This window comes from Paenibacillus sp. 1-8, from assembly GCF_056316205.1.
The window spans coordinates 4,031,614-4,047,377 of record NZ_CM149995.1; the positions used below are offsets into that span (position 1 = coordinate 4,031,614).

Sequence of the window (15,764 nt, forward strand, 5' to 3'; positions counted from 1 at the left end):
TCTCCATCTTCAGGATTGCATAACCTTGTAAATCATTTGTGCCATATCTGAACCTGCTACAGGCTTACACATGTATTCATCAATGATCAATCTCTCCTTGTATGCCACCACATGATCCTCGACATAACCGGTAATCAAGATGATCTTCATACTTGGGTTGATTACCTTGATACGTTCAGCCAATTCCGTACCCGTCAGATAAGGCATTGCCTGATCCGTAATGACCAGATCGTAATGGTTTGGAGACTTTTCAAACCGCTGCAATGCTTCCACACTGTCTGATTCTGTCTCAACGTGGAAACCATACGATTCCAGTCCTCTTCTCATCGCTTTCAATACGCGTTGTTTATCATCGACCAAAAGAATGCGCATTTGTTCAGTAAACACAGGGTTCTTATTTATCTCTGTCTCTTTTGCTACAAACTCCGTTTTCGGCAGATACACCGTAAACGTGCTACCCTTGCCCAGTTCCGAATCCACGGTAATAAATCCTTGATGTTTTTCGAGAATGCTTTGGACGATATACAATCCAAGCCCCGTACCCTCTCCTGTCGGTTTGGTTGTGAAAAAAGGATCAAAGATTTTCTGCAAGGTATCGTCACTCATCCCTTTACCCGTATCCGAGACAGATAAAGTAACGTAATCGCTGACTTCCAAGACGTTCTCGCGGATTTTTTTTACCTCTTGCAAGGGAATGGTATCCAATATGATTTTTAGTTCGCCACCGATTGTTTTCATTGCTTGATAGGCATTGTTGCACAGGTTCATAATGACTTGATGAATCTGTACTTTATTTGCAAAAATAACGGCTGAATCTACCCGTTTTTTGAACACAGCATTCACTTTGGGCGAGAGGAAGGATTTTACGAGTCCCAGTGCCTCTTCGACCTGTTCTTCAACCTTGACCGGAGCGTTTTTCTTGACCTTTCCACTCTCCAGCCGGCTCAATAGCAGGATTTCCTCGATTATCAATCTTGCTTTCTCGGAAGCATCATAAATCTCACTGACGTAATCATAAATTTCTTCAGCAGGTTCTATCCTGCTAAGCATGATTTCTGCATAGCCTCTGATGGGAGTTAGCAAATTATTGAAATCGTGGGCGATTTCCCCTGATATCGTGCCGATCAACTGTAGCTTCTGCGAGTGCTGCAATTGTAGATCCTTTTTTCTCAACAGCTCGTTTTTGTTATTCAGTTCCCGCAAATACCTCGTCTCGTATTCCAGAGCCTCTTTATTTTTCTTCGTCCTCATGATGATATAAACGGCACAAGCCAACGTCAGGACGATCATTGAAAAAATCTCAATGGTTTTAATTCGATTTTGTGCAATCGGTTCTCTCACATCATCGTAGTTCATGGCGGCGGCAACCACCCAAAATGAGTCACCGAGATGAACACGGGAAAATGCCTCGATCTTTTTCGTCTTGGTATAGAATTCGTCACCCCACCAGTACGAATGGTAGAAAGCCGAGCCTTGTTCCTGGGTAAGCTGCATTTTGAAAAGTTTCTCTAGGTCGCGGTAATCAAGCCCCGGGTATTTAGCCTTAATCGCTGATAGCGATAACCCGATATTTTCTTCGCTCGGGTGCATGAGATAGTAGCCTTGCTGATCCTTGACATGGATATAACCCTTGGTCCCCACGCGAATCGGCTTCAACAGCTTCTCATACACAGCGTTTAGATTTACCACACTGATAAGCGCACCTTGAAATTTCCCATCGAGATAAACAGGCTGAAACAGATGCACAATATAATTGCCTTGCCTCTCCAGCTTGGCACTTGCGATGAACGGTTTTTTTTCTCGCAGCACCCTTTGTATATCATCCTTGATTAATTCATAGGCTTTAATCGCATTTCTACGTGTGCGCTTGGGAAATGTGTGTACCACTCTCCCCTCTAGGTTCACCTGGCTAATCCGATAGATGCTATCTTTTTTGGCGGCATAATAAGCAGATAGGTTTTCGTCAATCACAGCTTCATTCTTATTTGCTATGGCGAGCGACATCTCCCGGTTTCCTGTCAATATTTGCAGCGTGTGCATTTGTTCGTCGAAAAAGGATTCAATAGACGTGCTGTTTAACTTGGCAATCGTTAGCAATTGCTGCTGCTGCTGTTCAATTACGGTACGTTCTCCGTCCATATACGAGCCATAGGCCATCCACAGCAGAACTAGAAAAGAAATCGGAAGCGCTAGCTTAGTGATGAATGAAAAATGACTTCGATAATGAAACAGTATCTCTCGTTGAAATCTCATCCTGTTTTACCATCTCCATCGAGCTAGTAGCCCATCAGTCCCTAGCCCTAGTACTAGGACTGGTTCGCTTCCGAATTATACCAGTTATTCACGTTCGTCTACGAAATGGTGTCTCAAGACAACTTCATTGTAATGACAAGATCTTAAAGTATCCTGTCAAATTATTAATTTTTTTTAAGATTTCACTACCTTAGTGTGTAAGGTATCGCAGCAGGAAAATAGCAAGTGTTACCGTTGCGGCACCACCGAGACGTGTGGATACCTGGGCAAATGGCATGAGTCCCATTCTATCGGCTGCGGAAAGAATCGCAACATCCCCTGTTCCACCTTGGCTGCATCGAGTAGAAGTAATAATCGCAGCTTCAACCGGATACATTTTCATCCACTTACCAGCAAAATATCCACTCACAACCACGGTTAATACAGTTACAAAAATGGTGATGAAATAAGCAGGGCTAATTACAGAAATCAGGGCCTCCCATGGTGTTTTAGCAACACCTACCGCAAGCAGGAGCGGGTACGTTACAGCGATAACAAAGAAACGTTGCATCTGTTGCGCTCCGTCTTCAAGGAATTTTGGCAACCAACCAAAATATTTTGCCAGGAATGCCGCAAAGAGCATTACGATCGGACCAGGCAGACCAACAAACTCAGCGGCTAAGGTACCTACCATGAAGAATCCGATAGCTAAAATTGCTCCGGCAGCCATTTGGTAAAGATCAAGCGGTTTTTTGTTTTTATCCTCTGCAAGTCCCAAAACATCGCTATCCCCTGTTTTGAGTAGCGTGCCGTTACCAGTAAGTTCTGGTTTTCTATCTCCCAGTTGTTTCAACAAGCCGGACAGGATAATAGCACACAAGCTACCCAACATGACCGCAGGAATAATCATGGCAAATTGTTCACCTTGGGTCGAACCTAAAATTTGGCTGTAGCCGATAGAGAGTGGAATCGCACCTTCACCAACGCCTCCCGCCATGATAGGAGCAAGGATATAAAACAAGGTATCATACGCAGGGATTCCCAAAGCCACACCTGTAAGCAAACCGACGCCTGTTCCGAGAATGGATCCAATCGTCAAAGGGACAGCCAATCTAACGACCGCTTTTATCATGAGTTCCCGGTTCATACCAAGGATGCTACCCGCGATAACGATTGCGATGTACACATACAGGAAATTGGTATTATCCATAAAGTCAGTAATGGAATCAGTCGCTGACTGCGGGAGAAGATGAGCATACACCATGTAAGAAGGAACAAACGTTGCCATAATGGCAGCTCCTCCGATATCCTTCAGAATAGGAATTCGCTTTCCAATTTCCGCCAGAATAAAGCCATACAATACCATGACAGATACAGCCCCAGGCATGTCATTACCGAGCTTTCCGGAGTTCATCAGCAAGTAGACAACAGCCATAAACGGGATGTAAAGACCTACAGGAATGACCCCTCCAATCTTGTAATTCAACACCTTTTGCCATTTGGACTCTGTTCGTGGCTGTAGCTTAAGCTCTGCGGCTTCTTGTAGATTATTAGTGACCACTTGATCGCCTCCTAGATGATCAATCTGCGTTTATCCTCGAACCAATCGCTAGCCCAGGTTTCACAAGACTTTGTTGTAAAACGATTTCACTCATTGGATGATTCGAGATAACTAAATTGTAAAAAGAAAATCTTAAAGTATTCTGAGTAATCCTTAAATGTTTTTAAGAATCATGTGACAAAAATATGTCAGCGCTTTCAAAGAAAAAAACTACGGGTTGACTCATTTACTAACACAACTTGTTCAGCATTTTGCATAATATGCTTCCGGCTAAAGAATCTCGACGAGCACGACAAACTCACCGCAGCGGAGAATATGTTCATTCCCACTGCGGCGTCCCGTGGTTCGTCGGTACATCGTCCTGGTTTGACTAAAAAACGTTCTGGTCATTATTGGTGCGAGGGATTTTGTGTCCGGTTTTAAGTTGCAGTCTAGATGCCGGGCTTGGCAATATCTTTGAGATAGAGGTATGTTTGAGGCAGAGTCGCTACAATTTTATTAGAGGCATTGTGATGCCGCCCTCCAAAGTTATGTATTCCCTTTTAGTACTAAATTAAGGGTGACTAGAGAAATAATCAGCCGTAGAAAAAAAGCCCCCCGAGTCCATCGGCGCGCTTTCAAGAGAACGTATACAATTGGATAGAAGTATATAGTTAATCTATCTTTCAACGGAAAAACGATACCCGATTCCCCAGACGGTTTTGATATATTTCGGATTAGTGGGATTTTCCTCAATTTTGGTCCGCAGGTGTCTGATATAGACCATAATCGTATTATTATCGACAACCGTATCTTTCCAGATGTTTTGATATAGCTGTTCTTTCGAGAAGACCTGATTGGGGTGCTCCATAAAAAATTTCATGAGCTGTAACTCTTTTGATGACAACGCGATTTCCTGATTATTTTTTTGAAACGTATAGGTATGATGATTGAATAGAAATGGTCCCAACGCAATGCGTGAGGCTTCTTGTTTTGATTCCTGAAGCTGGCGATATCTTTTAATCTGGTTCTTTACCTGAGCACAAAGCACAGGAGGACTAAATGGCTTGGTAACATAGGCATCTGCCCCAAGCCCAAGTCCAATGATCTGATCTGTGTCTTCTTTTTTCCCGCTCAGAAAAATGATTGGCGTATGGATGCCCATATTGCGCGTTTGACCAAGCACATCATAGCCATCAATATTTTCCATCATAATGTCCAGGAGGACGAGATCGAATGGCTCCTCGCTAATCATCCGCATGGCTTCCATGCCATTTTCAGCTTGAAGAACAGCCATTCCATCGCCTTCAAGAACCGTTTTAATCAATTTTCTGACAGCGTTCTCATCATCAACAACCAATACTCTCGGTTTGCTCATTCTTGACCCCATTCCTTTCTAAAAATCCTCTTACGAAAACCCTTTTTAACAATACAAAAAAACAAAAAACACATCACTTTTTTATTCATGACAAATATTTAAATATCTGTATATAAATGAATTAATACGGATTCAATCCCATTTATTTCTTAGTGCGTTAATGGAAGCAAGTTGCTAAATGAATTGACTTTATTCTTGCTTCTCGGTGTCCACTTTTTAGTCTAGCATCATTTTAGCCAACTCTATATGTTGTATGTCATACAGCTTCATTCACAAATATTCCTTTGTTTCTGCTCTTATATTTTGCTCTTATGCTCTTGAACTTTGCTCTTGAACTTCCCCTGCCCTTCACATAAAGTATGGACCCTTGCGGCACCAGCGAAGCGGGTGATTTGAATCCAAAGAAGCGGAGCGTTCGCCTTTGCTTCTGAATTCCAACCTTCTGTCTTATTACAATCAGAGGAATTCAGAGGCAACAGCGATCGGAGGATCAAATCACACGCGAAGCGGCCTCTAATGCTCCATACCCCCTCAAACTTCCACAAACTGCTTTTGAGCCAGCTCGCGGTATACCTCATGGGATTCAATCAGCTCCGCGTGGGTTCCTGCACCGGTTACCTTACCCTTGTCCAACACAATAATTTGATCGGAATGAACCACAGTAGACAAACGGTGAGCGATAACAATCGTCGTACGACCTTCCATCAGATTGGCCAGCGCTTTCTGCACCTCATGCTCGGATGAACTGTCCAGACTGGATGTAGCCTCGTCCAGCATAAGAATATCCGGGCTACGTAAAAGCGCACGAGCAATGGCAATCCGCTGACGTTGCCCGCCGGAGAGCTTCATTCCCCGCTCACCCACCTCAGTCTCATAGCCTTGCGGTAAATCCATAATAAACGCATCCGCGTACGCCATCGTGGCTGCCTGTCTCACTTCCTCCAGATCAGCCTCCCGTCCCAAGCCATACGTGATATTATCTCTGACCGTTCCGGTCATCATCGAGCTTTCCTGCGACACATAGCCAATTTTGGAGCGCCAGGAGGATAAGGTATACAACGATATCGGTTCATCTCCATAACGAATCTCTCCCGTATCCGGTACATAAAAACGCTCCAGCAACGAAAACAGCGTGGACTTGCCGCTTCCGCTCGGTCCAACAAATGCAGTTGTTCGGTTAGCCGGAATGACCAAACTGGCATGATGAAGAACCTCTTCACCTTCGGTATAGGAAAAAGCAACATCACGCAGCACAATATCCCTGCTTTCTTTTGCTGCTTCCAGCTTTAATTCCAGTGGCTCCTCTTCATGATCCAAAATCGTCTGAATCCGCTCGGTAGCTCCAACCACCTTTTGCAGACGTGAATATAAGGTCGTGAACTGGGCCATCGGTGTAATCACCTGAAACAGCAGCAAAATAAAAGCTACCAAATCCCCCGCGGTCAGCACACCCGATGCGACTCGAACACCACCTACACCCAAAATAATAACCAGTACAGCGGTCAGCAAGAAAGTAGAAATGGGACCTACCAGTGCCAAAATACGAGATTCCTGCAAGCCAAAACGGAACATCCGGTAAATCCGATCCTCTCCGGCCTGTGCTTCCCTGCTTTCCGTCCCGTACGCCTTTACCAGCCTGATCTCTCCGATAACCTGACTCAGTACCGAGGTCAGATCAGCCATCTCATCCTGCTGCTTTTTGGATATACGGTACATTTTCCTGCCCACGGGAAATAAAATCAGCGCTGTTAATGGAACGATAGCCATAATAATGAATGTCATGACCCAATCTAGATAAAAAAGCAAGGCAATACCACCAATAATGGCAATTACGTTAGAAATCAGATTCACAAGATACTCCGTAATCAGGTTCATAATCAGACTTGTATCATTGGTGACACGACTCATTGTATCCCCTGAACGATTCCGGTCAAAATACGGAATGGGAAGAGACAAGATTTTATGCCATAAGCGTTTGCGTAAATTAGCCACAATTTTATGCCCGGCATAGTTCAGCATATAAATAGAAACCGCCGATGCCACTGCTTGAAGCACAAAAGCACCAAGCAAACCCAAAATGACCATTCGGTTCAGTGAAGAAAAGGTCAAACCGTCGATCAGTCCCTTGGTCATCAGCGGTACAATTAAACCGGCAATTGTCTGAATCAAGGTCAGAATCAAGGCGATAACGAGAATGGCCTTGGGAGGGTGTGCGCTTGCAATCAATTTGATAAACCGGCCCATACCAGCCCTATCGGGTTTTTTACCCGGCTTTTCCTTCATACTGTCCTGCTGTTCATCTTGCTGTAGATGATGTTCCTTTTCCATAAACCATTTACCTCGCTTCCTGTCTGACCATTCTTGTCCAAACAACAACACCCGCGCTGTGCGCGGGTTATGAACAGTGCAGCCTAAATTTGAGTTTACTACACCAGAGAATGAAGCACAAAGTTAGCCACAAACAGTACAGAAATGATATACAATGCGACAGGCACTTCCTTGCCACGCCCTGCTGCCAGTTTGGCTACGGGATATGCAATAAAACCAAAGGCCATCCCGTCTACAATGCTATAAGTAAAGGGCATCATCACCATGACCAGAAATGCAGGAAACGCCTCGGTAAAATCACTAAAATCCATTTCACGCACATTTTGTACCATCAGACCGCCAATGATGATGAGCACGGGCGCAATGGCACTATCCGGAATATAAGCTAGTAACGGAATGAAAAAGAAGGTTGCCCCGAACAAAATGGCAGTGACCAGCGGCGTCGCCCCTGAGCGACCTCCTGCTGCAATACCAGCCGTCGATTCCGCAGCCGCTACCGCCGGACTGCTCCCTAAAATACCGGCAAAAATATTGGTTACCGCCAACACTCGCAAGCTATTCTTGAACGTATCGGGTCTTCCAATCATGTTGGTCTGTGCAGTAATCATACCAATATTTTCGAATAACACTATAAGCAGCAGGAGAAAAACAGCGATCCAGAAGGCTACCGAGACAATGCCTGAAAAGGAAAGCTCTCCAAACAATTGCCCATACTGCCGCACCGTCTCAGACGTTCGCACCGTGCTTGCCGGCTCAACAGCTCCCAATACGTAAGCAAGCCCGGTTCCTGCCAAAATACTGATCAGCAGCCCACCCTGAACGTTACGGACAAACAGCACAATAGCGAGCAGCAACGTTGCACAAGCCGTGATTACCTTAGGGTCATTAAAATGACCAATGGCCACAAAGGTCGTTTGATGAGCAATCACGATACCGCTTTTCTGTAATCCAATAAAGGTTAAAAACAAGCCGATTCCCACCGTGATTCCGTGCTGTAAATTATGAGGAATGGCCTGGCTAATCAGCTTGTACAAAGATGTAAATGCTACAATGGCAAATAAAATTCCTGTGATGGTGACCACCATCAACGCTTCCTGCCAGCTCAGCTTCATCGAATGTACGAGCGTATACGTAAAAAAGGCATTGATCCCCATCCCCGGCACAACGACCATGGGGGATTTCCCTCCAAAAGCCATCAGCAGACAGCCAATCATGGACGTGAGAAGTGTCCCCAGCATCGCCCCTTGCAGAGGAATCCCGGCATCTGCCAAAATAGTCGCATTGACCATCACAATATATACAACGGAAAAATAGGAAATGGCACCAGCGGCCAATTCCTTTTTCCAATGATGCTCGGGTTTGAAACCGAGACTCCTGGACCATAGTCCACCCTTCATACCAAAACCCTCCAGCAAGTTGTCAATCTGGTTGCAGCAAGCTGCGCTTTCCAAAACAAAAAGAGCTGCAGTTGACTGTGACACAGGTGAATGTGATGCACAGAACTACAGGTCTTAAAGTAAATTCATACTACAAAATCTACAAGTACACAGTCACGCTATATCTTCCCGGCTACACGCCAGCGCGCTCCAGCAAATCCTTAACAGCTACACTAACCATGATCAATCCTGCCACGGGAGGTACAAAAGCATTGCTCGCAGGCGGCTGCTTCGCCTTCCGAATCTCAGGTGCGTTCGCAGGTACGATTTTTTTCGTAATCTCTTCACGCGGCTTCATCGGCTCCTCATCGGAGTATACGACCTTGACACCTTTTGTAATGCCTTCCTTACGCAGCTTGGTACGGATCACACGGGCAATCGGGTCCATTTTCGTTTGGGAGATATCCGCCACCTGAAAACGGCTTGGGTCCATTTTATTGGCAGCGCCCATACTGGAGATCATCGGAATCCCCCGTTTCAGACATTCCTTGATCAAATGAATTTTATAAATAATCGTATCCGAGGCATCCAGCACATAATCCAGATCGTACTTGAACAGCTCCTCATACGTTTCTTCCGTATAAAACATGTTCAGTGCAATCGCTTCACATTCAGGGTTAATCAGCTTCACACGCTCTACCATTAGATCGGCCTTTTTTTGACCTACCGTTGTCGTCAGCGCATGAATCTGGCGATTAATGTTGGTAATATCTACGACGTCTTTATCAATCAAAATGATGCGTCCAACACCCGTCCGCGCCAGCGCTTCCACTGCAATCGAACCGACACCGCCGATACCCAGCACAGCTACCGTGCTATTTTTCATAACCTCCAGACCCTCAGTGCCGATGGCCAGCTCTGTTCGTGAAAATTGATGCAGCATATGGTATATATCCTCCCTCACTGATTTAGACACTATGCTTGAATTTCATGCATACAAACCACGAACCCATTATCCATAAGAGGGTAACGGGTTCATGGCATTTTATAAACTATTCACAAGCCCATGTAGGGCAACTGTAAAAGCAAACGTTCGTCTTAAGCTTTAGGAGTAACTGGCTTCGGAGCAAGACGGATATGAAGCTGCTCCAATTGACCTTGATCCACTTCGGACGGTGCGTCCATCAGCAAATCTGTTGCATTGGCTGTTTTCGGGAATGCAATGGTTTCGCGCAGGTTTGTACGACCCGCAAGCAGCATCACAAGACGGTCAAAGCCGAAGGCAATACCACCATGTGGAGGCGTACCATATTCGAACGCATCCAGCAGATAGCCAAATTTATCATTAGCTACTTCCGGCGACAGGCCAAGAGCTTTGAACATTTTCTCCTGAACTTCACGTTTGTAAATCCGCATCGAGCCGCCGCCCACTTCGTAGCCGTTCAGTACGATGTCATAGGCCTGGGCGCGAACTTGACCTGGGTCTGTGTCCAAGACGGCAAGGTCTTCGTCCTTTGGACGAGTGAACGGATGGTGTTCTGCTACATAACGTTTTTGTTCTTCATCATAGCCAAGCAGCGGGAAGTCTACAACCCATGCAAATTTGTATACGTTGTCGTCGATCAGACCCAGTTGACGGCCAATTTTCAGACGAAGCGCGCCCAATACATCAGCGACTACTTTTTTATTATCCGCAGAGAAGAGCAGCAAGTCGCCTTCTTCGGCTCCCGTACGCTCTCTCAGAGCTTCGATTTCTTCCGGTGTAAAGAATTTAACGATAGGCCCCTTGAATTCGCCTTCTTTCACTTGAATCCAAGCCAAACCTTTGGCACCGTAACGTGCAGCATAAGGACCGAGATCGTCAATATCCTTGCGGCTCCATGTGCCACAGCCCTTAGCATTGAGGACCTTAACCTCGCCGCCTTTTTCAATTACAGAAGCAAATACCTTCACACCGCTGCTTGCCACGATATCATTGACATGAATCAACTCAAGGCCAAATCGCAGATCCGGTTTGTCAGAGCCGTACTTGTCCATTGCATCGGCATGTGTAATCCGTTGGAACGGAGTTTCCAGTTCTACACCAACCGTCTCTCTGAACAGCTTCACCATCAGTTGCTCCATCATGGGCAGCAAGTCATCCTGTTGCATAAAGGAGGTCTCAATGTCGATCTGTGTAAATTCAGGCTGGCGGTCGGCACGCAAGTCTTCATCGCGGAAGCAACGTGCAATTTGGTAGTAGCGTTCTACGCCACCCACCATCAACAATTGCTTGTAAAGTTGTGGCGATTGCGGCAATGCAAAAAACTCACCCTCATGCACACGGCTTGGCACCAAATAGTCACGTGCACCCTCCGGAGAACTTTTCGTCAAAATTGGCGTTTCTACCTCGATGAAATCTTCACCGTCCAGGAAGTCACGGAATACTTTTGCTGCTTTGGAACGCAGTTTCAACGTCTGGTGCATTTCCGGACGGCGCAGGTCCAGATAACGGTATTTTAAACGCAGCGACTCGTCTACTTCTACGCCATCTTCAATGAAGAACGGAGGTGTTTTGGCTGCATTCAATACTTCAATTTCCGTAATACGCACTTCAATTTCACCTGTAGGCAGGTTCGCGTTAATGGTTTCGGCATCACGCTTGACCACTGTACCCGTAACCTCCAGTACGTATTCACTACGAACACGGTCCGCAATTTGCAGCGCGTCACCGGAATATGCCGGGTTAAACACGATTTGTACAATCCCGCTGCGGTCACGCAGGTCGATAAAAAGTACGCCCCCCAGGTCACGACGGGTTTGTACCCAACCGTTCAATGTAACTGTTTCTCCGATATGCGCATGGGTTAATGCGCCGCATTGATGACTCCTTTTCATAATACACACTCCTGTTTATGTTTTAGTGGTTGTTGCTATCTGACCAGCCGAGGGAAGTTTCACCCGACTGAATGTTACTTGGTTACTTCAATACATATTTGTTGTCTCTCGTGCTTACTGCATCACAGATGATAATAAAAGATGGTCTGGGTTTATCCCAGCTCTTCCACCAGTTGATCCAGCTTGACGGTACGCTGCTCGCCAGTTTCCATGTTTTTCAATGCAATTTCACCGCGTACCAGCTCATCCTCGCCCAAAATCGCAGTATACCGTGCTTTAAAACGATCTGCTGATTTCATCTGTGCCTTCATTTTGCGACCCAGATAATCTCGCTCTGCGGAAAATCCGGCTTGACGCAGCTTGAACAGCTGTCTGGTCACTTCCGTTTCTGCCGTTTCACCCAATGCCACCATATATACATCCAGCGGCCTGGCTTCGTTCAATTCGATACCCTGATGCTCCAAGATTAGCTGAATCCGCTCCAGTCCGATACCGAAGCCAATACCCGGCTGATCCGGTCCGCCCAGATCGCCAACCAGTCCGTTATAGCGTCCGCCTCCACCGATGGTGTCAATGGCTCCAATCCCTTCAGCTTTGAATTCGAACGCGGTCAACGTATAATAATCCAGTCCCCGTACCAAGCGCGGGTTGACTGTATATTCCACACCCATAGCGTCTAAATTTTGCTTCACCTTCTCAAAGTGTGTGCGGGATTCCTCGTCCAAGCTATCCAAAATGGAAGGCGCACCGCCAAATTTGTCCTGGTCATCCTTGCTATCCAGCACTCGCAACGGATTACGCTCAATACGCGCTTGGCTCTCCTTGGTCAACGTATCCTTGATCGGCAGCAGGAAGTCCACCAGATGCTGGCGGTAGGCTGCACGACTGGCTGCATTGCCGACTGAGTTAATTTCCACCTTTACCCCTTTCAGACCCAGCTCACGGCAGAACTGATACCCGAAAGCGATAACCTCTGCGTCCAGTGCAGGATCTACCGCACCAAAAGCCTCAATACCGAATTGGTGGAACTGTCGCTGACGTCCAGCCTGTGGACGCTCATAGCGGAACATTGGACCGATATAATACAGCTTCGTTACATCCGGCTCCCCGTATAGCTTGTTCTCCACATAGGAGCGAACCACGCCTGCTGTCCCTTCCGGACGTAAAGTCATACTGCGCTTCCCTTTATCCTCAAAGGTGTACATTTCCTTTTCCACCACATCCGTCGTTTCACCCACACCTCGAACGAACAAATTCGTTTGCTCAAACATCGGTGTACGGATTTCACGATAATTAAAGCGGCGGCTAATCTCACGAGCTTTTTCCTCGACAACTTGCCATTTTTCTACACTGCCCGGCAGCAAATCCTGTGTTCCCGTCGGTTTTTGAAAGGCCATTAACGTATCCCCCCGTCGTTGTATTTCTTATTGTGCGCTTTCTTCTTGCTCCACTTTTCAATATAAAACAAAAAATCCCCCGCCCTGTTAAATTAACAGGGACGAGAGATTGTCGTTTACGAATCACCCGTGGTACCACCCACATTCCGGAGTTACCCAGACAACCAGCGTAAGAATCACTCATTGCCCGTCAGCATTACACTGACTCCGCTCATACGTATAACGCCCGTAACGCGCAGTACGGCTATTATGCAGGATCTCCGCTGTCGGCACAGTTGCAATGTACTTTCAGTAGGTATTCCTCAATTGTTCGCCGCCCGTTCTCGGGGAGGTCATTCGTCCGCTCATCAAGGGAATTTTTACAGCCTGGAAATTCCTCTCTGCGCTTGTGGGTTCGGAGTACTTGGTCCCGTCATCAAATCAATTTCATTATTTTATGATTTTAATGAACTGCTTCGACAAAGTCAAGACTTTCCCCCGTAATAAGACAAATAAGTCCCTATAAAAAGAAAATAACCTGCGGAAACGGTCCGCAGGTTCAAAAGATATATTAAAAGGGGGTCATGCTGTTATTATAAACAACGAATATTAAGGAATGATGTTTCGAATATTACAATTGTATTACAGCCGTTCTATAACTTCTGAATTCCTCAATTTATCGACAAACTTGTGACGGTTTTTTCAGCTTTAATCCAATAATTGTGCTATATAACCGCGATTGGAACGGAGCTTATGAACGACCTCATCGTAGTCAGCATCGTTCACCTTCGCGGACAATACATACCGCAATTCATCCTGATCACCGTTAATGTAGGCGTCTGTCGCATGAAGTAGGCCTGTGTCGTGATCCGTCGTCCTGCTACGGTCTTCATTCAAATCCCTGCGTGCAGTGCCACGGTCAGCCTCGCCATTCTCCACCTCTGGAATAATGTTCTCACCATAAGCGCCAGCGGCGGGTATTGCTGCACCTGCAGCCCCTAACGTGCCCACAGCACCAGTGTTGTTATAGGGAACCAGCGGGATCAACACCCGCGTGTCCCTGCCGAGTGCATCATCCAGCGCACCTACTTCCAAATGTTCCGTTCTATAGGCTTGAAGCGACGCTCTGGCACCCTCAGCTTCATCCTCCGTGCGAAAATAAGCCTGAATCTGCTTTGCCATATTAAATCCTCCTCAAATGGGAATTGTACTGGCATACATTCACAGAAGCATTCACAGTAAAATTACAACACCTTCAAGAGCTCACGCACAAAAGCAGGCTCATCTTTAGGTGTACGGGACGTAATAAAGTTATCGTCCACAACCGCCTCGCGATCCTCAAAATGGGCACCCGCGTTAATCAAGTCATCCTTCAAAGGAGGATAAGCTGTAATCGTTCGTCCCTGTAACAAATCAGCGCTCGCTAAAATTTGCGGACCATGGCAGATCGCCCCAATCGTTTTCTTGGCCTCGTTAATTTCAGTCACAAATTTGAGAACATACGCATCCAGACGCAGATTTTCCGGGGATGATCCGCCAGGAATAACAACAGCATCATAGTCAACTGATTCCACATCCCCAATGGCCTTTTCAATGGTGTAGCTTGCCTTGCCTTGCTTGCCATTCACTTTTTCGCCTTGTTTCAGACCGATAATATCCGCCTCATGCCCGGCTTTCTTTAATTCATCGTAAGGCACTTGCATTTCGGAATCCTCAAATTGATCAGCCAACAAAAACGCAATTTTACTCATAATCGTTCAGATCTCCTTTCCGGTTATCCTCAAGATGAGTTGTAATTTAAGTTTGTGACAAATTTTCATTTGTCTACCACGCTTTGTTATTACCCGCTTGATCTGTTTTATAACAATTCGAAGCAGTGAAAAAGAAAAAGGAGCCTCTCGGCTCCTTCCCTACCTGCGCGGCAAAGCACCACGACCCGGCTTGTCCATAGCTACTGCGACATGCTGTAATAACGTGTCACTCTCACGAGTGAGGCTGGTTGACTCCTGAATACTACCGGGAAAAAGAAGTGCAGCGGTTCGATAACCGTCCACTTTTGGGGTTTGACGCATGGCTTCGTCTCTCCTGTCACCCTTAAGGCTACCCGCCTGGCTAAACACCAGCGGAGATGACCTTATCGTCCCCCTGAACGGTCATTTTATGCTACTTAGCTCCACCTACGACCGTTCGCTATCCAGAATCAGTGTCACCGGACCCCAGTTCGTCAATGACACATCCATCATAGCCCCGAAAATCCCCGTCTCGACCTTCAGGCCCTTTGCTCGCAGCTGGCTGTTGAAAAAATCGTACAGCTTCTCTGCTTCTTCAGGCTTGGCAGCGCCCATGAAATTCGGTCTTCTACCCTTGCGGCAGTCACCATACAGCGTAAACTGAGAGACGGACAATATGGCCCCGCCGACATCCAGCACACTGTCGTTCATTTTACCTTCAGCATCCTCAAATATACGTAATCCCGCTGTTTTGTCCGCCAAATAAACGGAATCAGCCGCCGTATCTCCCTGACCAATACCGACCAGCAGCATTAATCCGGCTCCGATCTTGCCGACCACCTTCTGATTAACCGTTACCTGAGCGTCTTTACAGCGTTGAATAATAATCTTCATCGCCTGTCCGCTGTCTCCTTTATCCTTGCCCTG

The 15,764-nt window shown here is 46.4% G+C and carries 12 protein-coding genes; all 12 read right to left on the reverse strand.

Going from position 1 to position 15,764, the window contains the following annotated elements; genetic code table 11:
- Positions 1-9 precede the first annotated feature (9 nt).
- Positions 10-2,253, reverse strand: coding sequence for an ATP-binding protein (locus AC0WRU_RS18445; protein WP_476125874.1), 2,244 nt, complete (start codon positions 2,251-2,253; stop codon positions 10-12).
- 190 nt (positions 2,254-2,443) lie between these two features.
- Entirely contained in the window at positions 2,444-3,793 is a 1,350-nt protein-coding gene (locus tag AC0WRU_RS18450; RefSeq protein ID WP_476125875.1) for a 2-hydroxycarboxylate transporter family protein, read from the reverse strand.
- A 658-nt stretch (positions 3,794-4,451) separates the two neighbouring features.
- Positions 4,452-5,132 (reverse strand): response regulator transcription factor, encoded by a 681-nt coding sequence (locus AC0WRU_RS18455; RefSeq protein ID WP_476125876.1) that lies wholly within the window; start codon positions 5,130-5,132, stop codon positions 4,452-4,454.
- 549 nt (positions 5,133-5,681) lie between these two features.
- Positions 5,682-7,433 carry an ABC transporter ATP-binding protein gene (locus AC0WRU_RS18460; RefSeq protein WP_476128676.1) on the reverse strand — a complete coding sequence of 584 codons (1,752 nt, stop codon included), beginning with the start codon at positions 7,431-7,433 and terminating at the stop codon, positions 5,682-5,684.
- A gap of 143 nt (positions 7,434-7,576) precedes the next feature.
- Positions 7,577-8,875 (reverse strand): NCS2 family permease, encoded by a 1,299-nt coding sequence (locus AC0WRU_RS18465; RefSeq protein ID WP_476125877.1) that lies wholly within the window; start codon positions 8,873-8,875, stop codon positions 7,577-7,579.
- 172 nt (positions 8,876-9,047) lie between these two features.
- Complete coding sequence (locus AC0WRU_RS18470; RefSeq protein WP_025682632.1) at positions 9,048-9,797, reverse strand: tRNA threonylcarbamoyladenosine dehydratase; 750 nt, start codon at positions 9,795-9,797, stop codon at positions 9,048-9,050.
- 155 nt (positions 9,798-9,952) lie between these two features.
- Complete coding sequence (gene aspS, locus AC0WRU_RS18475) at positions 9,953-11,731, reverse strand: aspartate--tRNA ligase (RefSeq protein WP_476125878.1); 1,779 nt, start codon at positions 11,729-11,731, stop codon at positions 9,953-9,955.
- A 152-nt stretch (positions 11,732-11,883) separates the two neighbouring features.
- Positions 11,884-13,128 carry a histidine--tRNA ligase gene (gene hisS, locus AC0WRU_RS18480; RefSeq protein WP_025682630.1) on the reverse strand — a complete coding sequence of 415 codons (1,245 nt, stop codon included), beginning with the start codon at positions 13,126-13,128 and terminating at the stop codon, positions 11,884-11,886.
- A gap of 687 nt (positions 13,129-13,815) precedes the next feature.
- A complete protein-coding gene (locus AC0WRU_RS18485; RefSeq protein ID WP_134913065.1) occupies positions 13,816-14,289 on the reverse strand; it encodes a hypothetical protein in 474 nt (157 codons plus the stop codon).
- Between the two features lie 62 nt (positions 14,290-14,351).
- Complete coding sequence (locus AC0WRU_RS18490) at positions 14,352-14,858, reverse strand: type 1 glutamine amidotransferase domain-containing protein (RefSeq protein ID WP_476125879.1); 507 nt, start codon at positions 14,856-14,858, stop codon at positions 14,352-14,354.
- Between the two features lie 159 nt (positions 14,859-15,017).
- The gene (locus AC0WRU_RS18495; RefSeq protein ID WP_162833900.1) at positions 15,018-15,179 is read right to left on the reverse strand and encodes a hypothetical protein; all 162 of its coding nucleotides are present in this window, start codon (positions 15,177-15,179) and stop codon (positions 15,018-15,020) included.
- 105 nt (positions 15,180-15,284) lie between these two features.
- Positions 15,285-15,731: a D-aminoacyl-tRNA deacylase gene (gene dtd, locus AC0WRU_RS18500; RefSeq protein WP_476125880.1), complete on the reverse strand. Its 447-nt coding sequence runs from the start codon at positions 15,729-15,731 to the stop codon at positions 15,285-15,287.
- Between the last annotated feature and the right edge of the window lie 33 nt (positions 15,732-15,764).